Source organism: Burkholderia sp. RF2-non_BP3, from assembly GCF_001522185.1.
GTDB lineage: Bacteria > Pseudomonadota > Gammaproteobacteria > Burkholderiales > Burkholderiaceae > Burkholderia > Burkholderia diffusa.
Genome location: NZ_LOSU01000054.1, coordinates 1 through 22,261, shown reverse-complemented (window position 1 = coordinate 22,261; position 22,261 = coordinate 1). Strand labels below are relative to the sequence as shown.

General features: G+C 65.1%; 16 protein-coding genes and 2 pseudogenes. 13 read left to right on the top strand and 5 right to left on the bottom strand.

Annotated elements, in window-relative coordinates; all coding sequences use genetic code 11:
• The first annotated feature begins 121 nt into the window (after positions 1 to 121).
• The gene (locus WS45_RS36250) at positions 122 to 238 is read left to right on the top strand and encodes a transposase (RefSeq protein WP_059534313.1); all 117 of its coding nucleotides are present in this window, start codon (positions 122 to 124) and stop codon (positions 236 to 238) included.
• A gap of 767 nt (positions 239 to 1,005) precedes the next feature.
• Here WS45_RS36250 and WS45_RS25360 read toward each other — a convergent pair.
• Together WS45_RS25360 and WS45_RS25355 are read right to left on the bottom strand one after the other, a co-directional pair.
• Positions 1,006 to 2,247, bottom strand: coding sequence for an MFS transporter (locus tag WS45_RS25360; RefSeq protein ID WP_059702271.1), 1,242 nt, complete (start codon positions 2,245 to 2,247; stop codon positions 1,006 to 1,008).
• Positions 2,248 to 2,251: 4 nt separating this feature from the next.
• A complete protein-coding gene (locus tag WS45_RS25355; RefSeq protein WP_059702270.1) occupies positions 2,252 to 2,992 on the bottom strand; it encodes an MBL fold metallo-hydrolase in 741 nt (246 codons plus the stop codon).
• Between the two features lie 72 nt (positions 2,993 to 3,064).
• Between WS45_RS25355 and WS45_RS25350 the strand changes: the two genes are divergently transcribed.
• On the top strand, positions 3,065 to 3,739 hold the full coding sequence (locus WS45_RS25350) for an ArsR/SmtB family transcription factor (RefSeq protein ID WP_059702443.1): 675 nt from the start codon (positions 3,065 to 3,067) through the stop codon (positions 3,737 to 3,739).
• Positions 3,740 to 3,791: 52 nt separating this feature from the next.
• Here the strand turns inward: WS45_RS25350 and WS45_RS25345 are convergent, their stop codons facing one another.
• Both WS45_RS25345 and WS45_RS25340 read right to left on the bottom strand, forming a co-directional pair.
• Positions 3,792 to 5,072, bottom strand: a complete 1,281-nt coding sequence (locus WS45_RS25345) for a Zn-dependent hydrolase (protein ID WP_059534319.1) — start codon at positions 5,070 to 5,072, stop codon at positions 3,792 to 3,794.
• Positions 5,069 to 6,454: a dihydroorotase gene (locus WS45_RS25340; RefSeq protein ID WP_059702441.1), complete on the bottom strand. Its 1,386-nt coding sequence runs from the start codon at positions 6,452 to 6,454 to the stop codon at positions 5,069 to 5,071. Before WS45_RS25340 ends, WS45_RS25345 begins: the two co-directional genes overlap by 4 nt.
• Before the next feature lie 99 nt (positions 6,455 to 6,553).
• On the opposite strand from WS45_RS25340, the gene WS45_RS25335 reads away from it, so the two are divergent.
• From WS45_RS25335 to WS45_RS25300, 8 genes and pseudogenes are all read left to right on the top strand, one after another.
• Positions 6,554 to 7,444, top strand: a complete 891-nt coding sequence (locus tag WS45_RS25335; protein WP_059534321.1) for a LysR family transcriptional regulator — start codon at positions 6,554 to 6,556, stop codon at positions 7,442 to 7,444.
• Between the two features lie 260 nt (positions 7,445 to 7,704).
• Positions 7,705 to 8,796 carry a DUF917 domain-containing protein gene (locus WS45_RS25330; protein WP_059702268.1) on the top strand — a complete coding sequence of 364 codons (1,092 nt, stop codon included), beginning with the start codon at positions 7,705 to 7,707 and terminating at the stop codon, positions 8,794 to 8,796.
• Positions 8,797 to 8,811: 15 nt separating this feature from the next.
• Positions 8,812 to 10,452, top strand: a complete 1,641-nt coding sequence (locus WS45_RS25325) for a urocanate hydratase (RefSeq protein WP_059702266.1) — start codon at positions 8,812 to 8,814, stop codon at positions 10,450 to 10,452.
• A gap of 36 nt (positions 10,453 to 10,488) precedes the next feature.
• Positions 10,489 to 11,811 carry an MFS transporter gene (locus WS45_RS25320; protein ID WP_059702264.1) on the top strand — a complete coding sequence of 441 codons (1,323 nt, stop codon included), beginning with the start codon at positions 10,489 to 10,491 and terminating at the stop codon, positions 11,809 to 11,811.
• Positions 11,812 to 11,828: 17 nt separating this feature from the next.
• Positions 11,829 to 13,463, top strand: coding sequence for an HAL/PAL/TAL family ammonia-lyase (locus WS45_RS25315; protein WP_059702262.1), 1,635 nt, complete (start codon positions 11,829 to 11,831; stop codon positions 13,461 to 13,463).
• A 144-nt stretch (positions 13,464 to 13,607) separates the two neighbouring features.
• A complete protein-coding gene (locus WS45_RS25310) occupies positions 13,608 to 14,708 on the top strand; it encodes a porin (RefSeq protein WP_059702259.1) in 1,101 nt (366 codons plus the stop codon).
• A gap of 64 nt (positions 14,709 to 14,772) precedes the next feature.
• A complete protein-coding gene (locus WS45_RS25305; RefSeq protein WP_059702257.1) occupies positions 14,773 to 15,843 on the top strand; it encodes a porin in 1,071 nt (356 codons plus the stop codon).
• Between the two features lie 210 nt (positions 15,844 to 16,053).
• Positions 16,054 to 16,313, top strand: a pseudogene (locus tag WS45_RS25300) (transposase); the annotation flags it as partial.
• A gap of 218 nt (positions 16,314 to 16,531) precedes the next feature.
• Here WS45_RS25300 and WS45_RS25295 read toward each other — a convergent pair.
• Positions 16,532 to 17,116: a recombinase family protein gene (locus WS45_RS25295; protein WP_059534331.1), complete on the bottom strand. Its 585-nt coding sequence runs from the start codon at positions 17,114 to 17,116 to the stop codon at positions 16,532 to 16,534.
• A 504-nt stretch (positions 17,117 to 17,620) separates the two neighbouring features.
• On the opposite strand from WS45_RS25295, the gene WS45_RS25290 reads away from it, so the two are divergent.
• From WS45_RS25290 to WS45_RS34040, 3 genes and pseudogenes are all read left to right on the top strand, one after another.
• Entirely contained in the window at positions 17,621 to 18,691 is a 1,071-nt protein-coding gene (locus WS45_RS25290; RefSeq protein WP_179950393.1) for an EAL domain-containing protein, read from the top strand.
• 640 nt (positions 18,692 to 19,331) lie between these two features.
• Positions 19,332 to 19,454, top strand: a pseudogene (locus tag WS45_RS36575) (ESPR domain-containing protein); the annotation flags it as partial.
• Between the two features lie 249 nt (positions 19,455 to 19,703).
• Positions 19,704 to 22,261 (top strand): beta strand repeat-containing protein (locus WS45_RS34040; protein ID WP_373559442.1); only part of this gene is annotated, 2,558 nt, incomplete at its 3' end.

The window sequence follows — 22,261 nt, the reverse complement described above, 5'->3', positions numbered from 1 at the left end:
CGACGACCCGATTGCACCATGGGAATCGCGTTTGAGCAGGGTGGTCGGCTCGCGATTGTGTGGAATAGGCGTGTGCAGAGCAACCGGCGTGACGTTGTCATCGAGACCAGGAGGTCATGCCGTGAAGAAGAGCAAGCTCACCGACGAGCAGATCGCATACGCATTGAAGCAGGCCGAGCTGGGCACGCCTGTCGCGGAGGTTTGCCGCAAGAAAGATCTCGTGTTGCAGCAGAGCTGAAGATCATGAGCGCGGCGCGAGGCGTAAGGACGCCAAGTTCGTACATGGAATGACTGCAAGAGGAATAGAGCGGCGGGGAGCGATGAGAACATCGAGCAGATAATCGAAAACGCGTGGAGCTATCAATGGCTGTCGCCAGTTTCTGATTGTGTGCACTGCGGATGAAGCGGAGGCCCTCGGCGAAGCCGCCAAGGTGCGGGTTAGTGACCGCGAATGTCTAGCCTAGCAGGAGAAGAAAAGCGTACGAAAAAATACCGGCTGACCGGGGGATCTGGCGGCTCCATCGTAGCCAGGAAATCCGTCGGTGACTGCATGGATTGTCACGACATGATTTCTGGCCAGATCCGCGAGTGAAGACGATCGTCTTCCGGAAAAAGCTACCACCGGACCTGGGGGGGAGGCCCGGTGGTACCACACCATATCCAACTCCGGACATGCAACAATTGGGGGAAATCATTGCAAGAACAACTGTACTCCTAAGTATCAAACAGGATTGTCATGAATTGTCACGCTCAATTTCTGAACAAGCGAACCGGGAAATGAGAAAAAGACGCCGCCGGATTCGGGGAGATCGGGCGGCGCAAAGCTGGGAGAATACGCAACGGCCATGGGGGCCGTTGCACAGGGAAGAGTACTGCCGCTGACGTCGTGCGACTGTCATGGAGTGTCACGCACACTGCGGTGGCGATGACACTGGAATTCGAGGGTCAGCCGCGATTCGTGAAATTTCGCCAGAATGGAGTGTTCGCTTCGTGCGTCGGAATATGTCAAGGGCGCGCGCGCATGACGACCGCCACCACGACGCCTGACAGGAACGTGAGGGCTGCGATCGACAGGATCGCGTCGGCGAAGCCGAAGCGGTCCGCGATGAGGCCCGCCGACAGCGCGCCGATCGCGTAGCCTAGGTCGCGCCAGAACCGGTACACGCTCAGCGACCGGGCACGCCAGTGCGGGTCCGACGCATCGGAGACGGCCGCGATCAGGCTCGGGTAGACCATCGCGGTGCCGAGGCCGAGCAGCACGCTCGCAACCAGCCACCACCGGAACTGTCCCGTCAGCGCGGTCAGCAGCAGCCCTGCCGCCTGCACCCACATCCCGGCGACGATCAAGCCCTTGCGGCCCCAGCGGTCGCTCAACGGCCCTGTGACGACCTGGCACACGCCCCACACGATCGGGTAGACGGCCTTGAGAATGCCGATCCGTTCAATGCCGAGCCCGAGTCCCGTGAAAAACAGCGGAAAGATGCCCCAGCTCATCCCGTCGTTCAGGTTGTTGATCAGTCCGGCCTGCGACGCCGCGAACAGGTTGCGGTCCTTCAGCGATGTGAGCAGGAACACGTCGCGAAACGATAGCGACGATGTTTCCTTCAGCTTGCCGATCTCCAGGTGAACGTGGTCGCGCGTATCGCGGACGACGAGCACGGATAGCGTCAGCCCGGCGATCGCATAAAAGATCCCAAGATAGATCGGCATTGGCCGCAGGCCGTAGCGGCTCGCCAGATAGCCGGTGAGAAACGCGGTCAGGCCCACCGCGAAATAGCCCGCGAACTCGTTGAGCCCGACCGCGAGACCTCGCCCTTTCGGCCCCACGAGGTCCACCTTCATGATCACGGTCATTGACCACGCAAAGCCTTGGCTCAGACCCAGCAACACATTGGCCGCGACCACCCATTCCCAGCTTGGCGCGGCGAGGATCATGATCGGCACCGGCAACCCCAGCAGCCAGCCGATCACGAGCACGCGCTTGCGGCCCCAGGTGTCCGCCAGCTGGCCGGAAATCAGGTTCGCCACCGCTTTCACGAGCCCGAAGCTGACGATGAAGGAGGTGATGACGGTCGTGGACTGGATATGAAACGTTTCGGAGCCGATCAATGGTACGACGGTCCGCTCGATCCCGACCATGCCGCCCACGAACGCATTGATCAGCACGAGCAGCGCGAACTGGCGCCAGTTTTCCTTGAGGCCGAGCCGAATCGCGGCGCCGCCGGCCGGCACGATGGATCCGCCCATGAAGTTAGACCTCCTCAGGATTGCGGCCGGAGTTGATCGCGCGCAGACGCGCCGCTTCGGGCGGGGCAGGTGGCACGTCGCTTAGCATGAAACGAACGAATGCCGCTTCGTCGTTGATGCCGAACGCCGCGTTGTGGCGCTTTTCGAAGCCGATAGTCGACAGCGGATTGGCGCTGAGGCCGCGTCCGCACACCGAGCCCGCGAAGGCCCCGGGAAGGAGCTGAACATAATCGGGGAGCGATTTGAGCGTCTGTATACTGCGGAACAGGGTTCGTGCGCCCGCTTCGGCACTTTCGACCAGCTCAGTGCGGCCGAGGTCACCGATCATCAGCGTATGGCCGGTCAGCGCAAGCCACGGCTCGTCGGCGCGCGTGCGATCCGTCACCAGCAGGCTGATGTGCTCCGGCGTGTGACCGGGCGTAGCGAGCACCTTGATGACGACGTTGCCGACCCGGATCTCATCGCCGTCCCGGACGCCCTTGAATGGCAGCACGACGTCAGCGTTTGCGGACAGCACGTAGTCGGCGCCAGCCGCGTCGGCGAGCGCCTGGCCAGTGGACAGATGATCGGCGTGCACATGGGTATCGATCACGTAGTCGATTTTGATGCCGGCGGCGGCGGCGGTTTCCAGATAGGTGCGAGGCTGGGCCACCGGATCGACGACGACGCCCGTCGCCTTGCCGACGCACCCCAGCAGGTAGGAAATGCCCACTGGGTCGGAATGGAGGAATTGCCGCAGGATCATTCGAATTGCTCCTATTATGTAGGGGTGTTAACATTCAATCATTTTGATGAATGATTGATCAAGGAGGCGTACGTGTCAAGCGCGGGACCCAAGCAGGAGATTTACGAGAGCCTTGCCGAGGTGGCTCTAGCCGTCGGCCATCCGAACCGGCTTGAGCTGCTGGAGCACCTGGCGCAGCGCGAACGGTCCGTCGAAGAACTGACGGCCCTGTCCGGGATGAGCTTTGCGAACACGTCGCGTCACTTGCAGATTCTTCGGCGGGCGCGCCTCGTCGACACGGAGCGTCGGGGCAAGAACGTGGTGTACCGCCTTGCCGGCGACAGCGAGGTGGTGGGGCTGATGAGGGCACTCGGTCGACTGGGCGAGCGCAATATCGCCGAGGTCAATCGGGTGCTCGGCGACTATTTCCACGCGCGGGATTCGATGGAACCCGTGTCGCGCGACGAGTTGGCCGCGCGTCTTGCGGACGGCCTCGTCACGTTGCTGGACGTGCGGCCGCAAGACGAGTTTGCGCAAGGACATCTGCCGGGCGCGCTCAATATCCCGCTGGCCGCGCTGGAGGGCCGTCTGAGCGAGCTTCCGGCCGATACCGAAATCGTCGCGTATTGCCGCGGCCCGTATTGCGTACTGGCGTTCGAGGCCGTGGCCGCCCTGCGTGCCAGAGGCTTCAAGGCCGTACGCCTCGAGGATGGCTTTCCCGAATGGAAGGCGGCCGGTCTCGTCGTCGAGACCGGCTCCGCCGACTGACATGGGCTGAAGCGAGGCACCGTATCGAGTTCATGCCGACAATCTCCGCAGATCAGCGGCCGCTTCCCTGCACGGCCAGCGAGCGATCGAGTGCGACGAGCGTCTGGTACAGCACGCGCGTGCCATCGAGCAGCTGCTGAGGCTCGATCCATTCCTCCGGGCAATGGCTGCGGCCGCCCAGGCACGGAATGAAGATCATCCCGATCGGCCCCGTCGGCGCGACGTACACGGCGTCGTGCCCCGCGCCGCTCGGCAGCCGCATGCTCGGATAACCGAGCTGCGTGGCCGCCTGCTCGACCGCGTCCATCACGAGCGGCTGGCAGTCGGTCGGCCGCGCACGGCTCACGTGCGCGGCGCTGGCACTCAAGCGCAACGTATCGAGGCGTGCGGCCGCACCGGCCAGCAGCGCCTCGGGGAAAGCGTCGAGCACCGCGTCGCTGTCGCTGCGCACTTCCAGCATCAGCTCGACCTGCCCCGGCACCGCGTTCGGCACGTTCGGCGTCATCGCGATCCGCCCGATCGTCGCCACCACGTAGTGTGGGCGGCCCGACAGCGCCGACGCGCGCGCATGCGCCGCCTCGATCAGGTGCGCGGCGCCGACGAGCGCATCGCGGCGGATATCCATCGGCGTCGTGCCCGCATGGTCGGGCTGACCCGTCACGGTGATCAGCACGCGCCGGATGCCGACGATGTTGGTCACGACGCCGATCGGCAAGCCGCGCGTTTCGAGCACGGGGCCCTGTTCGATATGCAGCTCGACGAACGCGGCCGTGCTGCCCGGCGCGCGCAGCGGTTCGTGCAGCGCGTCCGGGTTGCCGCCGATGCGGCGCAATGCTTCGGCGAGCGTTTCGCCTTCGGCGTTCGTCGCGCGCAGCATGCCCGCGTCGAGCACGCCCGACAACGCGCGGCTGCCGACGCACGAGATCCCGTAGTCGCTCGGCTCCTCGGACAGGAAGTCGATCACCTCGAACGGATGGTCGAGCACGATCCCCTGCTCATGCAGCGTATGCGCGACCTCGATGCCCGCGAGCACGCCGATGATGCCGTCGAAGCGGCCGCCGCCGACCACCGTGTCGCAATGCGACCCCGTGACGAGCGGCTTCGTGCAGCGGCCGCTGCCTTCGCGGCGGCCGATCAGGTTGCCGCCCGCGTCCATCGATACCGCGAGCCCCGCTTCGGCGAATTGCGCGGCGAGCCATGCACGCGCCTGTGTGAAGAGCGACGAGAATGCGCGGCGCGTCCACGGGACGTCGGGCCGCGTGAAGCGCGCCAGTTGCTCGACGCGCGCGTTCAGGCGCTCGGCGTTCAGCGGTGGGAAAGCCGTCGGATTCATGCTTGCTCCTGTTGTGAGGCGATCGACCGGCTGCCGTGCGGTTTCAGGAACCGGCCCGAGCCTGCTGCGTTGACGATGCGCTCGCCGTCGTACACGAGCGCGCCGCGACAATAGGTGGCGGCAACCCGCACCGTGAATTCCATCCCTTCGAACGCGCTCCACTGCACGGCCGACAGGCTGCGCGACGGATCGAACGCGTAGCGTTCCGGCGTGAGGATCACGAAATCCGCATCGGCGCCGACGTCGAGCGATCCCTTGCGGTCGTCGAGCAGGAAGTGCCGCGCGGGGTTCGTCGCGAGGAGTTCGGCCACGCGCGTCGGCGCGATGCCATGCTGTTCGCAGCCGGTCCAGAACGCGGGCAGTAACGTTTCGAGCCCGGGGCCGCCCGATGCATTGCGGAACACGTTGGCGTCGCCCTTGCGTTCGAGTCCCCAGCTCACGTGATCCGACGACACGAACGTGCATTCGCCACGCGCGATATGCGTCCACAGCAGATCCTGCTCGGCGCGCGGCCGGATCGGTGGGTAGTGCTTGGTTTTCGCGCCGAGGCGCTTCGTATGCGTTTCGTGGTCGAGCATCAGGTACTGCACGCACGTCTCGATGCTCGCGCGATGGCCGGCCTGCCGGAACATGTTGCACAGCGCGAAGCCGCGCGACGTCGACACGTGCACCGCGTGCGCGCGGGCGCCCGTCTCCGCGCCGATCTCATAGATCAACGCGGTCGCGAGATTCTCGATCAGCGGCGGATGCGCGCGCAGGAACGCGTCCCAGCCCGTGTCGCCGGCCTCGATCATGCGCGCGACGTTCTTGCGCGTCATCTCCTGCATCTGGTTGTGCACGCCGCAGGCGAGGCCCGACGGCGCGATCAGCCGAAACGCGTCGTACAGCACGTCCTCCTCGACCCGCGGAAACCGGCCGGGCGTCGCTTCGAACGTCGAGAACTTGAACGCGCATACGCCGCCGTCGATCAGCCCGGCCGCCGCTTCGAGGCCATGCTTCGCGTTGAGCGTGCCGTACAGCGCGACGTCGACGTGGCAATCGCGCTCGGCTTCCGCGATCTTGCGGTCGAGCTGCGCGCGCGACGCGACCGGCTCCGGATCGTCGTACGGCATGTCGACCATCACCGTCACGCCACCCGCGGCGGCCGCACGTGACGCGTGACCGAGCCCCTCCTGGTTGGCCTGGCTGGCCGCATGCACCTGCCCGTCGACGACGCCCGGCAGTACCCACTTCCCGCGCGCATCGATCGTGTCGCGTGCCGCCGGCGGCACGCCCGCGCCGCGCGCGGCAATCCGTCCGCCGCGGATCGCGAGCCAGCCGTCGTCGACCACCTCGTGCGCGTCGACCAGCCGGCCGCGCACCACCTGCTCGAATTCGCTCATCTCCACCTCCTGCATTTTTGATCACGAGCAGTTTAGGCAGCGCTCTGCCAGAATGTCTCATGCCGATTTATCGTCCCCACATAACATGGAGTTAAGGCTGTGCGTCTGAACCTGCGCCAGATCGAGGTGTTTCGCGCCATCATGCTGACCGGCTCGATCAGCGGCGCCGCGAAGCTGCTGCACGTATCGCAGCCGGCCGTCTCGCGGCTCATTTCGTACGCCGAACAACGGCTCGGCCTCGCGCTGTTCGAGCGCATCAAGGGGCGGCTCTACCCGACCCCGGAAGCACAGCGGCTGTTCGTCGAAGTGAACGCGGTGTACCAGGGCGTGCAGCGCGTCAACGAAATCGCGGAAGACCTGATCGAGAACCGGATGGGCCACCTGCGCATCGCGTGCAGCCCCAATCTCGGCCAATCGCTGCTGCCGCGCGCGATCGCGGCGTTCTACGAGCGCTTTCCCGACGTACGCATCATCCTGCACACGATGATCCCGAGCGTGCTGCTGCAGGCGGTGCTCACGCAGCAGGTCGAACTCGGCATCGCGTTCCTGCAGGACACGCACCCGAACGTCGAAAGCCAGCTCCTCTATGAAAACCGAATGGTCGCGGCCGTGCCCGCATCGCACCCGTTCGCACGGCGCAAGACGCTGGCCGTGCGCGATCTCGCGAACCAGCCGCTGATTGGTTATGGCAGCGACATTCCACTCGGGCAACTGGTGCGGCGGCTGTTCAGCGACGAAGGCCTGGTGCCGCAGGTCAAGATCGAAGTGCAGCAGGCGCACGTCGCATGCGCGCTCGCGCAGGCCGGCACCGGCATCGCGTTGATCGACGAGCTGACGGTCGCGGGGCCCGTGTGGCCGCAGATCGTCGTGAAGCCGATCGTGCCGACCACCGCCGCACCGGTCAGCGTGCTGCACCCCATGCTCGCGCCGCTGTCGCGCCTCGCGCACGAGTTCATCGACACACTCCATACGCTCTCCGCCGGCGCATGAATTCCAGCGCCGAAACAGGCTGAAATCATTGTCCAGCCTGCGTTTCGCCGTCGCGCCGGCGGCGTCCGATCGCCGTGCCGACAGCCCGTCGTTCGGACGTCACCGGGAATACCCTACGCTTAACATCGCGTTATGAAGTCTCCATAAAATAGCAATAACGCTCAATATTCGGCGTCCCTAGAATCGTTTGGACGGTACCGCCACACAAGGCTTTCCGGCCGGCGCGTACAGCCCTTTTTCCCTCTCAGGACAAACGACACATGGGACGCATCCTGTCTTCGAAGGACGTCGAAGCCGCCGTCAAGGGCGGTTCGGTTTTCGCATGCGGCGGCGGCGGCTGGGCCGACCACGGCCGTGAACTCGGCACGCTCGCGGTCACGATCGGCCGCCCCGAACTGGTTGCCATCGACGAACTGCCGGACGACGCGTGGATCGCCACGGCCGCCGCGATCGGCGCGCCGGGCGGCCTCACCGACTGGCAAATGCTCGGCGCCGACTACGTGAAGGCCGCGCAACTCGTGCAGGAAGCGCTCGGCGCGCCGCTCGCGGGGCTCATCATCGGGCAGAACGGGATGTCGAGCACGCTGAATGCGTGGCTGCCGTCCGCACTGCTCGGCACCAAGGTGGTCGACGCGGTGAGCGACATTCGCGCGCATCCGACCGGCGACATGGGCTCGCTCGGCCTCGCATCGAGCACGGCGCCGATGATCCAGGCGGCGGCCGGCGGCAACCGCGCGCAGCACGCGTATATAGAAGTGGTCGTGCGCGGCGCGACAGCGAAAGTGTCGCCGGTGCTGCGCAAGGCGGCCGACATGGCCGGCGGCTTCATCGCGAGTTGCCGCAATCCGATTCGGGCGTCGTACGTGCGCCAGCATGCGGCGCTCGGCGGCATCAGCCGCGCGCTCGCGCTCGGCGAGGCGATCATCGACGCCGAACGGCGCGGCGGCAGCGCGGTGATCGACGCGATCTGCGCGGCCACGCACGGCGAGATCATCGCGAGCGGCAAGGTCGAGCGCAATACGCTCGAATACACGCGCGAAGCATTCGACGTCGGTCTCGTCTATCTCGGCAGCGGCGCGCAGCGCGCGGTCATTCATGTGATGAACGAGCACATGGCGGTGGACGACGCGCACGGCGAACGCATCGCGACGTACCCGGACGTGATCACGACGCTCGACGGCGAAGGTCGCCCCGTCAGCGCCGGGCAGTTGAAGGAAGGGATGGAGATCCACGTGCTGCGGGTCGCGAAGGCGCACATTCCGCTGTCGTCGTCTGTGTTCGATCCCGCGGTCTACCCGCCGGTCGAAGCCGCGCTCGGCATCTCGATCGCGGACTATGCGCTCGCGCGCTGAACGGAGGGCGACACCATGACCCGCACCTTCGAAGTCACGTCCGGCAACACGCTGCGCTGCAAGGGCTGGCGCCAGGAAGCGCTGCTGCGCCTGCTCGAGAACGTGCTCGCCGTCGGAGAGGATCCCGAACAATTGATCGTCTACGCGGCGCTCGGCCGCGCGGCGCGCGACTGGCCGTCGCACGACGCGATCGTAAGCACGCTGAAGACGATGGACGAGGACCACACGCTCGTCGTCCAGTCCGGCAAGCCCGTCGCGCTGCTGCGCACGCATGCGAGCGCGCCGCTCGTCGTGATGGCTAACTGCAACCTGATCGGCCAGTGGGCGAGAGCAGAGAACTTCTACGAACTGGAACGGCGCAACCTGATCTGCTGGGGCGGGCTCACGGCCGGTGACTGGCAGTACATCGGCTCACAGGGCGTGATCCAGGGCACCTATGAAATCTTCTCGCGAATCGCCGAACGCCATTTCGACAACGACCTGCGCGGGCGTTTCATCCTGACGGCCGGCCTCGGCGGGATGGGCGGCGCACAGCCGCTCGCGGGCCGGATGGCGAACGCGGCGACACTCGTCGTCGAGATCGACCAGACGCGCATCGACAAGCGGCTGCAGATCGGCTTCCTCGAACGTCAGGCGCGCGATCTCGACGAGGCGCTCGCGCTGATCCGCGACGCGCAGGCCCGGCGCGAACCGGTCTCGGTCGGCCTGCTCGGCAATGCGGCCGACGTGTTCCCGGCGATCCTCGCGCGCGGCGTCGTACCCGACATCGTCACCGACCAGACGGCCGCGCACGATCTCGTGTACGGCTACGTGCCGTCCGGCTACACGCTCGACGCAGTGCGCGCGCTGCGCGAGCGCGACCGCACGAAGCTGATGGACGCGAGCCGCGCGTCGATCGTGCGACACGTCGAAGCGATGCTCGGCTTCAAGGATCGCGGCGCGATCGTGTTCGACAACGGCAACCTGATCCGTACGCATGCGAAGGACGGTGGCGTCGCCCGCGCGTTCGAGATCCCGGTGTTCACCGAAGCGTTCCTGCGCCCGCTGTTCTGCCGCGCGATCGGCCCGTTCCGCTGGATTGCGCTGTCGAACGACCCGAACGACATCCGCGTGATCGACGACTACCTGCTCGAACACTTCCCGGACAACCGGATCGTCACGAACTGGATCCGCAAGGCGCGCGAATGCGTGCCGTTCGAAGGCCTGCCGGCACGCATCGCGTGGCTCGGCCACGGCGAGCGCACGCGGCTCGCGCTCGCGGTCAACGCGATGGTGCGCGACGGTGTGCTGGCCGGGCCGGTCGCGTTCACGCGCGACCACCTCGACGCCGGCGCGATGGCGCACCCCAACATCATGACCGAGAACCTGCGCGACGGCTCCGACGCGGTGGCCGACTGGCCGCTGCTGAACGCGATGATGAGCTGTTCGTCGATGGCCGATCTCGTCGCGATCCATTCGGGCGGCGGCGGCTACAGCGGCTACATGACGAGCGCGGGCATCACCGTCGTCGCCGACGGCAGCGCGGCCGCGAAAGAGCGGCTGACACTGTCGATGAACAACGACACCGCGCTCGGCGTGATCCGCTACGCGGACGCCGGCTACGAGGAAGCGCTCGACGAAGCGCACCGCAAGCAGATTCCGCATATCCGGCTGTAACGGCCGGCTCGCACGACGACAGGACAGGAGATCGAAGTGAAGCAAACCGCGGTTCCCCTCGACACGGCCGACGCCGTGTCGCCCCGTACCTCGAGTGCCGGGCGCGCGATCGCCGCGGCGTCGATCGGCAACGCGCTGGAGTGGTACGACTTTTCCGTTTACGCGTTCTTTGCCGTGTACATCGCGCAAAACTTCTTCCATCGCGGCAACACCGGCACCGAGCTGGTCGAGGCGTTCATGGCGTTCGGGATCGGCTTCATCGCGCGGCCGCTCGGCGCACTCGCGATCGGCGTGTACGGCGATCGCGCGGGCCGCAAGGCCGCGCTGACGCTGACCATCCTCGTGATGGCGGCCGGCACCGGCATCATCGCGTTCGCGCCGCCGTTCACCGCGATCGGCATCGGCGCGCCGCTGCTGATCCTGTGCGGCCGTCTGCTGCAGGGTTTCTCGGCCGGCGGCGAAGTGGGGGGCGCCGCGGCGTTCCTGATCGAGCACGCGCCGGCGGACAGGAAGGGCCGCTACGCATCGTGGCTGCAGGCGAGCATGGCCGCGTCGAACATCCTCGGCGCGCTGGTCGCCACCGCCGTGACGCTCACGCTGTCGCGCGAACAGATCGGCGACTGGGGCTGGCGGATTCCGTTCATCCTCGGTCTCGCGATCGCACCGGTCGGCCTGTGGCTGCGCAAGACGCTCGACGAAACGCCGCATTTCCGCGCGGAAATGGCACGCGCCGCGCACGCGCCGGCCGAGCGCAAGACGCCGCTGCTGCAGGTCGTGCGCGACTATCCGCGCGCGCTCGTGGTCGGCACCGGGTTCTCGGTGCTGTGGGCCGTGTGCGTGTATGCGCTGGTGATCTACATGCCGACGCACGTGCAGCGCGCGCTGCATTTCGACGGGCGCGATGCGTTCATCGCGTCGCTGGTCGGCAACTGCCTGATGGCCGTCACTTGCGTGTGCGCCGGAAGCTGGTCGGATCGCTTCGGGCGGCGCACGGTGCTGACGGCCGGTGCAGTGCTGATGCTCGTGTCGGTGTATCCGCTGCTGCACTGGCTCGCCGACGTACACACGCTCGCCGCGCTGATCACGGTGCAAAGCGCGTTCTGCGTGATGGTCGCGATCTTCACGGGTGTCGCGCCCGCCGCGCTGTCGGAGCTGTTCCCGACCCGCGTGCGCGCGACCGGCATGTCGCTGTCCTACAACATCGCCACGACGATCTTCGGCGGCTTCGCACCGGCGATCCTCGCATGGCTCACGCAACGATCGGGCAACCCGTTCGCACCTGCCTGGTATGTGATGGTCGCGAGCGTCATCGCGCTCGCGTCGATCGCCGCGCTGTCTTCCACATCACGTCACGCCTGAAATCGGAGAACTGCTTCATGCAACGCTTCCTCATGCGGAGCGCGGTCGCGCTCGCGCTTTTCGCCGCCGTCCCGGCCTTCGCGGACGTCATCCTCGACGGACGGTCCGCTACGCCCGAATCGATCGCCCGCATCGCCGACGGCGAAGCCGTGTCGATCGCGCCGGCCGCCCGCCAGCGCGTGGTCGCCGCACACGACGTGCTGCTGAAGGCCGCTGCGGCCGGCCAGCAGATCTACGGGCTGACGGTCGGCGTTGGCCTCAACAAGGACCGCGAGATGGTCGACGTGCACGGCAAGCTGTCGCAGGAAGTCATCGACGCGTCGACGCGCTTCAACATCGGGCTGATCCACGCGCACTCGGGCAGCGTCGGCCCCGACATGAGCGTACGCGTGGCGCGCGCCGCGATGGCCGCCCGCCTGAACGCGATGCTCGACGGTGGCGCCGGCGTGCAGCCGGCGATCGTCGACGCATACGCGCAGTTCCTCAATCGCGGCGTCACGCCCGCGATGCCGGCGGACGGCTCGATCGGCGAAGCCGACATCACGATCCTCAGCCACGTCGGCCTCGCGATGCTCGGCGAAGGCGATGCGTACTACCAGGGCCGCAAGATTGCGGCTGCCGACGCGCTGAAGTCGGCCGGCATTGCGGCGATCCGCCCGTACGGCAAGGATGCGCTCGCGATCCTCAGCTCCAATGCGTATTCGGCCGGCATGGGCGCGCTGGCGCTCACCGACATGGCGCGGCTCGCGCAGGTGTCGAAGGTCGTGTTCGCGCTGAGCCTGCAGGGGCTGAACGGCAACGTGTCGCCGTTCCGCGAGGACACGCTCGCGCTGCGACCGTTCCCGGCCACGCTGCGCTCGGGCGCCGCGCTGCGCACGCTGCTCGCGGGCAGCAGTCTGTGGAACAAGGACCCGGAACGGCCGCTGCAGGATCCGCTCAGCTTCCGCTCCGGCGTCTACCTGCTCGGCGAACAGGACCGCACCCATGACGAGGCCCGCGCGCTGCTGCAAGTGCAGCTCAATTCGAGCGACGACAACCCGGGCGTCGCGGTCGGCGTCACGCCGAAGTCGAGCCGTGCACAAGATGCGGCAGGCTATGTCGACGGCGGCGGCGCCGTGCTGCCGAGCGCGAACTTCGAGCCGCTGCCGTGGGTGCTCGCGTTCGAACAGCTCGGACTCGCGCTCGGCCACAACGCGCTTGCGTCCGCGCAACGCATCGTCAAGCTGAACGACCCGCACCTCACCGGCCTCTCGCGTTTCCTCGGCACCGAGGACACCGTGCATGCGTTCGGCGCGATGGAAAAGCCGCCGACCGCGCTCGCGATGTCGGCGAAGTCGCTCGCGATGCCGGTGTCGCTCGACTACCTGCCGGTTGCCGGCGGCATCGAGGACGTCGCGACGAACGCGCCCGATGTCGTGCAGCGCGTGCAGAAGCAGATCGACGCGAGCTTCACGCTGCTCGGCCTCGAACTGATCGAGGCATCGCAGGCAATCGACCTGCGCCAGCGCAAGCAGCCGTCGTTCACGCTCGCGCCGGCCACGCAGCCGCTGTACCGCGCACTGCGTACCAAGGTCGCGTTCCTCCAGCACGATCGCCCGCTCACGCCCGACTTCCGGGCCGCCGATGCGCTGCTGCGCGCGTATCGCGATTGAGCGGGGCGGACCGTCCATCGTTTCCCCCGCCAGTTGTCCCGCCCGCGACGCGATCGACGTTCGATTGCGGCGCGGAACCCGAAAATCCGTTCGTATCGCATCACCGCTCGCCGTCTTTCAACCATCCCGCACCGGAACATCATCATGAAAAGAATCCTGTTCGCGCTGCCGCTCGCCGCGGCCGCTACCGCTCACGCGCAAAGCAGCGTCACGCTGTACGGCATCGTCGAAGACGGCGTCGACTATGTGTCGAACGTGCAGGGCAAGCATCTCGTGCAGCTCGCGTCGGGCGTGACGGCCGGCAGCCGCTGGGGCGTGCGCGGCACCGAGGATCTCGGCGGCGGCCTCAGCGCGATCTTCCGGCTCGAAAGCGGCTTCGACATCAACTCCGGCCGCCTCGGCAGCGGGCTCGCGTTCTCGCGCAACGCATACGTCGGCCTGAACGACACGAAGCTGGGAACCCTCACGCTCGGCCGCCAGTGGGATTCGATCGTCGACTACGTCGAGCCGTTCACGCTGAACGGCAACATCGGCGGCTACTACTTCGCGCACCCGAACGACATGGACAACACCGACAACGGCTTCCCGATCTCGAATGCGGTCAAGTACCGCAGCCCGACGATCGGAGGCATCACGTTCGGTGGCCTCTATGCGTTCGGCGGGCAGCCCGGCCGCTTCTCCGACAACGCGACCTTCAGCGTCGGCGCGAGCTACGCGGCAGGCCCGGTCGGCTTCGGCATCGGCTATTTGCGGATCAACAACCCGGGCGTGTCGACACAGGGGTACCAGAACTATCCGGGCTTCACGAACGCGATCTACGGCAACTACCTCGACGCGGCGCGTGCGCAGAAGGTGTTCGGCGTGGGTGCGTCGTACCGGGTCGTGCAGTGGCTCAAGATGCTTGCCGACTTCACGAACACGAACTTCCAGCAGGGCAGCGCGGGGCACGACGCGACGTTCCAGAACTACGAGCTGTCGACGCTCGTCACGCCGACGCCGGCCGTGACGGTCGGCGCCGGCTACACGTACACGACGGGCCGCGACCACGCGACGAACGCGGAGCCGAAGTATCACCAGTTCAACCTGAGCGTCGAATATGCGCTGTCCAAGCGCACGAGCGTCTACGTGATGGGTGCGTTCCAGAAGGCGGCCGGCGACGCGCCGGTCGCGCAGATCGCGGGCTTCAATCCGTCGAGCAACCAGAAGCAGGCCGTCGGGCGCGCAGGGATCCGTCACGTGTTCTGACGCTCCGCGCGACGGGTGCCGTCGCGCACCCGTCCTCTTTCGTCCTTTGCGCAATTCAATCAGGATGCCTATTCATTCGACCCGGAATGCCGGCCGCCGCCGCCGGCTGCTGTCGGCCGTCGGCGCATCGCTGATCGCCTGCACGATCGCCGACGACGCCACGGCCCAGTCGTCCGTCTCGCTGTACGGGCTGGCAGACGTGTATGTCGGCGCGCAAAAGAGCCTCGGCAAGCCGCGCGCGTATACCATGAATTCGGGCGGCTTCACGACGAGCTTCTGGGGGATCGGCGGCCGCGAGGATCTCGGCGGCGGCTACGCGCTGCAGTTCGCGCTCGAAGCATTCATGCGGCCGTCGAACGGCGGGGCCGGCCGCTTCAGCGGCGACACGTTCTTCGGGCGCAACGCGTATGTCGGCGTTGCGACGCCGTACGGCGTGCTGCGCGCGGGGCGCAACACGACACCGTATTACATCGCGGCCGTGCGCTTCAACCCGTTCTCGACGTCGTTCAGTTTTTCGCCAGCGCTGAATCAGATGTACAAGGGCGTATCGGGGCAAGGCCTCGTCGGCGACAACGGCTGGAGCAATTCGGTGCTGTATTCGACGCCCACCGACCGTGCGCTACAGGCAAGCCTGATCTACGCGACGGGCAACGCACCCGGTCACACCGGCGCGAACCAGTGGGGCGGCAGCGTCACCTACGACCGGCAACACGCATTCAGCGCGACGCTTGCGTTCCAGCAGGCACGCTACGACCGGACACCGGGCGACCTGAACGCGTCCATCGCCGGCTTCACGCGGCAGGACGCCGTGCTGGCCGGCGTCGGCTACGAACTGAAGTTCGTGAAGGTCACCGCGTTCTACCAGTACGTGCATGACGCGATCGACGGCGGCGTGCTCGGCACGCATAGCGGGCAGATTGGCGCTTCGGTTCCGCTCGGTTTCGGCACGCTGCTCGCGTCGTTCATGGCCGCGAAAAGCCACGGCCGCGACAGCCCGTCGAGAACGACCGGGGCGCTCGGCTACGACTACCGGCTGTCGAAACGGACCGACGTCTACGTCGCGTACATGCGCGACCGCGTGAGCGGCTACGGGAATGGCGATTCGGCCGGGCTCGGCCTGCGCACCGCGTTCTGAGCGGACACGTCCGATGTCGCACCAGGCCGGCGCGCACCTGACTGTACGCGCCGACGTCGGCGCACCGGTGCTGTCGGGACCCCCCAATTTTCCGAAACACTGATCGGCGAGCACTCCAGGGAGTGTAAGCACCAAGGGCGCATCGACGATCCGAACTCATGAAACTGCGTACCCGGTACTCCCGGCGGAACTGAAAGTGGCGGAATTGCGCTCGTGTCGCTTTACGTGCTCTCGCCGGAGATCCGACGGGTCGTGTACACCAGAATGCCAACGAAAGTTTGAAATTACAGTTGCGCAAGATCATCCGCACACGTGGCCGCTTCCCGAACGACGACGCGATCATCAAGCTGCTCTGGCTGCCGCTGCGCGACGTGCTGCCCGAGATAATGCGGGCTGCGTTCGACTGGAAATCAGCAGGGAACCGGTTTGCTATCCCGTTCGGTGAACGATTCACCCGGGCGCGTGGATAACGCGTTGTTCAATCGCCTCGCCCACAAGAATTCGGACAGGTTCGGCTCACCCGGCCAACTGCGTCAGGTCGTCAGACGAAATTCCGATAAGAATTGCGTCGTTGCCTCCACGCATCTTGAACACTCAGTATGAGCAGCCAAATGGTTCAAGCCGCAGAACCGTACTGAACGAGATGACACGGACAATTGTCCGAATGTTCGATCGGCGACGCTTCTGATCAAGCATCACTCGTTTCGCACGTGACACCATTGCTGGACTGTGCGACGAGGGCGCGCTTGATCGTTCGCGGATGCACATTGAAATGTGCGGCGACTTCCGCCACCGACTGTGTTTCAAGTAGAAGGCGAGCGTGGGCGCATTGATCCGACGTCATGTGTGGCTTCCGCCCCAGCTGCTTGCCACGCGCACGTGCGGCCGCCAATCCTGCGCGGGTGCGCTCGCTGATGAGGCTGCGTTCGAACTCCGCCAGCGCGCCCATCATGTGGAAGACCAGTCGTCCACCGGACGAAGCCGTATTGATCGATTCGGTTAGCGAAATGAAGTCCACCCCCCGGCGGGCCAGAAAGTTGATCAGGTCGATCAGCTTGCTCAGCGAGCGACCAAGCCGGTCGAGCCGCCAGACGACGAGCGTGTCGCCTTTCGTGACCTTCTCGAGCGCTGCGTCGAGACCCGGACGATGGAAGTCTGCTCCGGAGATACCCTGATCGGAAAAAACGACTTCACATCCCGCGCGTGTGAGCGCGTCGATCTGAAGTCCGAGACTCTGCTCGTCCGTGGAGACACGGGCATACCCGATATTCATAGCCCGACTCCTATCGCCTTATCTACTGGGCGCCGGCGCGCACGGTCCGGCTGATGTGTCGTATCCATCAAGACGCGCTCGTCGAAGATGCCGTGCGGACGGCGTATCGAGCTTCCCGCTGAGGCGCGAAGAAACGGCAAACGTGGTTGCTCACAACTGGGATTCCTGTGTTCCTCCGCGGGGCTTGCTTCCGTGAAAGGCGCATTCAGCCACCGTCGGCATGACGTGCCGATAGTCAAATTGCAAAGGATGGTGAATTTCCGTGTCACCGCGTAGATATTACTGGACGGAAAGGGACGTTTTTGTCCGACAAGGCTTACAGGAAAGCAACCCAGCATTGACGGGCGTTTTCATGAATCGGTAGTTTTTTTTGTAACTCTGATGCAAACGTCCGTTTGTGTCTTTCATGGCTTTCAGTCAAGGGCGAGTGCGGTGAGGCAGCGCATGAATCGGATAGCAAGCGAGGGCCTACGAAAGGTTCGGTATTGCCGGGGAGATATGGAGATGGGTGGCGCACTGTTCAAAAGGGTCGTCAATCGACCTATGTTGGTTAGTCGATTCGGGCGTACGTTTATAGAGGCCATCAACGTTGAGCTCAGTGAGCGCGCGCGAAAACTGCATGGCGGAGTTACACGGGCGCGAACGGCTCGCGACGAGTATCGGTCGATTTTTGGGATGGCGTTGCCGGACCCCGACGCGGATCGTTCGACGGCGGGCCTGTCGACGGAAAGCGGGCTGCTTCGATTGAGTGGACGAACAGCGTCGCACTCGCAAGAAGCCAGGCTCGCCGACTTGAACGCGACGCGGGGTGGCGATGATGTCGCACCGGCGGTCGAAGCGCGGGGCGTCAAATCGAGTGCGGGAATGGAGACGCGAGCGGATTTGGCGATGGTCGACACCGTCTTGCGTGCGATGAAGGGCGACGCGATTTCGCTGGTGATGTCGGCGGTGCACGCACCCGACGACGATCGCAAGGTGCTTTATTTCAAGTGCGTGCCGTGGTGTTGCGCATTTGAAGACGGTGAGTCGTCACCGGATGCGTATTTGTCGAGCGTCGTCCGGGCAGGACTGACGGGTTGCTTCGATCGATATGTGGTAGCACGTGTGCTGGACTTGCTGGAGAGTTCGCCGCAGCTGAGCATCGGCGTGAATCTGTCGGAAGAAAGCCTCGTATCGGGATTGCAGTGGGAAAGCCTGCTCGAGCGGCTCTCCTGCGCACCGGAACTTGCCGAGCGGCTGGTCGTGGAAGTGAGCGAGGGGGCACGAGTTGCGGGTGGAAGCGCGCGTGCTTTTCTCGATCGACTCAGGGTATTCGGCTGCCGTATCGCGATCGATGACTACGGGCTTGCCTATGGCGTCGACGTGGGTATGGTAATCCCCGAGCCGGACATCGTGAAGATTGCGCCGGCATTCATCGCGGCGGCCCGATGGAGCGAGTCGGCGCGGGACAGGCTTCGGCATCTCGTGCGGCTCGGCACAAGTATGGCACGTGACGTCGTGGTGCTTGGTGCGCAAGGCGCGGTCGATATGGCGCTGGTTTGTGACGTCGGGGCGAAATGGATGCAGGGCGATTGAACAGGCGAATGTTGCCAATACTGAGCTGCGGCCGCGTCCGACGTCGATTGACCTGCGAAGGGAATGCGCAACGTGGACGAGGGCAGGGCAGTGGGCGCTGATATTGACGGGTGCCTTGGAGATTCGGGAGATCCGAAATCCGATGGCAATGGAGACGACGATCTGGAATCACGGTGCTGCGAAGTACGGCGTGAGCGTTTGATGATGGACATGCGATCGTGTCTGCATGCGATTGCCGACTGCTGTGTACCTGAGTGCGATAGGGAGATCGTGAAGGCAGCTTGCGACGCAGGTATGGCTGCCGGGTTCTACGGGTCTGGATCGGCCATCGCGCGAGGTCTGAAACACAAGCTTGAGGGCGTGCGTGGCTTGGGCTGCCTGGAAGACGGGGCGCTGCTAGAGAAGTTGGTCTTCATCGGCTTCGACGCAGGAATGAGGTGTCGTTCCGTGAATGTGTGGCGCGCCGCTGAAACTGCGAGATCGTAGAGCACGAATACCGAAGTTCCATGGCACGAGGGTACATAGAAAGATTTCGGAATAAAAAAATAATATTTCGCACTACTTTAAAAATTGTGAAGACCTGACCGGAAAGAACGGCCGGCAAGCCTTCTTGTTAGTGTCTAGCGAGCATCGTCATATCATGAATCATACATATCGCACTGTCTGGAACGAGACCCTGGGGACGTGGGTCGCTGCATCTGAACTGGACACCGCACGCGGCAAAAGCAAACGCTCGGCGGTAGTCAAACTGATGGTCAGCGCATTGCTCCTTGCTGCCGGGCAAGGGAGCTACGCCAACATAATCACTGGTTTCAATTGCAGTACTGGTGCTGGAACGAGTCCGGATGGTTCACGTGCGCTGGCTGCCGGCACCGGACCGATTGATGGAAACGGTACGTATTCCACGGTTGCAGGTTGTAATGCAAACGGGGGAGGTGCCACCGCCTATTTGGGCGTAACCCTCTACGGCTCGTATACGACGGCCGTTGGAAGCGGTGCGGTTGCACTGGGTATGAGTGCGTATTCCGCCAAATGGGGAACGGCTGTCGGGCTGGATGCAACGGCCAGCGGCACGGGTGCCAGCGCGTTCGGCTACGGTGCGAATGCCGTTGGAACTACTTCGATTGCAATCGGCGGAGTCAACCAAAACGGGGGAGCCGGCGCGGCGGTGTCGTACAACACCGAGGATATTGCTATCGGTACGAATGCGATCGCGGGTATTTCGGCGTCGTCGATCATTCGCGATACCGCAATCGGCAGCCATGCAGCCGCGACCGGTGGAGACTCGGTTGCAGTCGGTGATTACAGTACCGCGACTGCCACGTCCGCCACTGCACTGGGCAATCTGGCGACTGCGTCCGGCAATTATGCCGTTGCGGTTGGGTCTGGCGCCACTGCGTCCAATCAACAGGCCGTCGCGCTTGGTGATCGAGCGCTTGCATCGGGTGGCTATGCTAATGCGCTGGGTACATACAGCACGGCGTCGGGTGTACAGTCGGTTGCAATCGGCAGTAAGTCGGTTGCGTCGGGCGACTATGGCAATACGCTGGGTACTGGCGCCACGGCGTCGGGTGAGTTAGCGAATGCGATTGGTGGTAACGCCACCGGTAGTGGAGCGGGTGCTATCGCCATTGGCAGCAACGTGACGATGGGCGCCGTGTCGGCTGCCTCCGACGGTATCGCCATCGGAGGCCAGTCGTCCGTCGTTGCGGCAGCCACTTCCGGCATAGCGATTGGCCGTGGTGCGACCGCGAGCGGCGCATTCGGCATCGCGCAAGGTGATGGCGTCATCTCGGGTGCGACGGGCCAGAACGTCGCGATCGGCTCGAGCGGCACGACGGCCAACAGCAGCACGGCCGCAGGTGGCGCTGTCGCAATCGGCCGTGGCCAGACGGCGACGGGCAACGGCGCGGTCGCGATCGGCGACCCGAACTCGGCGATCGGCACGGGCGCGGTTGCGCTCGGTGCGAATGATTCGTCGAATGGACAAGGCGCGGTTGCGATCGGCAATGCCAATTCGGCAACCGGCCAGGGCTCGCTCGCATTGGGCAACAGCAGCACGGCCACTACGGCCGGCGGCACCGCGCTCGGCGATACCGCGGTCTCCAGCGCCGCCAATGCCCAGGCATTCGGCACCGGCGCGAACGCGAGCGTGGCGGGCTCGGTCGCACTCGGTTCGGGCGCCGTCACGATTGGCGCCGCGAACACGGCGACCGGCGGTACGGGTTCGGTCACCAGCACGACGATCGGCAGTCAGACGTTCGGCACCTACGCCGGTGCGAGTTCCGCCGCCGGCGTGATCAGCGTCGGAGCGGCCGGGGCGGAGCGGCGCATCCAGAACGTCGCCGCAGGCCTGGTCAGCGCGACCAGCACGGACGCGATCAACGGCAGCCAGCTTTATGCGGTCGCCAGTACGACGACGTCGAGCATTGTCAGCCTGTCCACGTCGGCTTCGACGGGGATCAGCTCGCTGTCGACCGGCCTCAGCTCGACCAATAGTTCGGTGGCTTCGCTGTCGACTTCGACGTCGACGGGTCTGTCGTCGGCGAATAGCTCGATCTCGTCGCTCTCGACCTCGACCTCGACGGGTATCAACTCGCTGTCCACGGGCCTCAGCTCGACCAACAGCTCGGTGGCTTCGCTGTCCACCTCGACCTCGACCGGCATCAACTCGTTGTCGACCGGCCTGAGCTCGACCAACAGCTCGGTGACTTCGCTGTCGACCTCCACGTCGACGGGTCTGTCGTCGGCGAATAGCTCGATCAGCTCGCTGTCCACGTCGACCTCGACGGGCATCAACTCGCTGTCCACGGGCCTCAGCTCGACCAATAGTTCGGTGGCTTCGCTGTCCACCTCGACCTCGACCGGCATCAATTCGCTGTCCACCGGCCTCAGCTCGACCAATAGCTCGGTCGCCTCGCTCTCGACTTCCACGTCGACCGGTCTGTCGTCGGCGAACAGCTCGATCAGCTCGCTCTCGACCTCGACTTCGACGGGCATCAACTCGCTGTCGACGGGGCTCAGCTCGACCAACAGCTCGGTCGCCTCGCTCTCGACTTCCACGTCGACCGGTCTCTCGTCGGCGAATAGCTCGATCAGCTCGCTGTCCACCTCGACTTCGACCGGTATCAACTCGCTGTCGACCGGCCTCAGCTCGACCAATAGCTCGGTCGCTTCGCTGTCGACTTCCACGTCGACGGGTCTGTCGTCGGCGAACAGCTCGATTTCGTCGCTCTCGACGTCGACCTCGACCGGCATCAGCTCGCTGTCCACCTCGACCTCGACGGGCATCAACTCGCTGTCGACCGGCCTCAGCTCGACCAACAGCTCGGTGGCTTCGCTGTCGTCGTCCACGTCGACCGGTCTGTCGTCGGCGAACAGCTCGATCAGCTCGCTGTCCACTTCGACCTCGACGGGTATCAACTCGTTGTCGACTGGCCTCAGCTCGACCAACAGCTCGGTCGCTTCGCTGTCGACCTCCACGTCGACGGGTATCAGCTCGCTGTCCACCGGCCTCAGCACGGTCACGACCAAGACCGACAATCTCGGCAACAGCACCGCCGCAGCCCT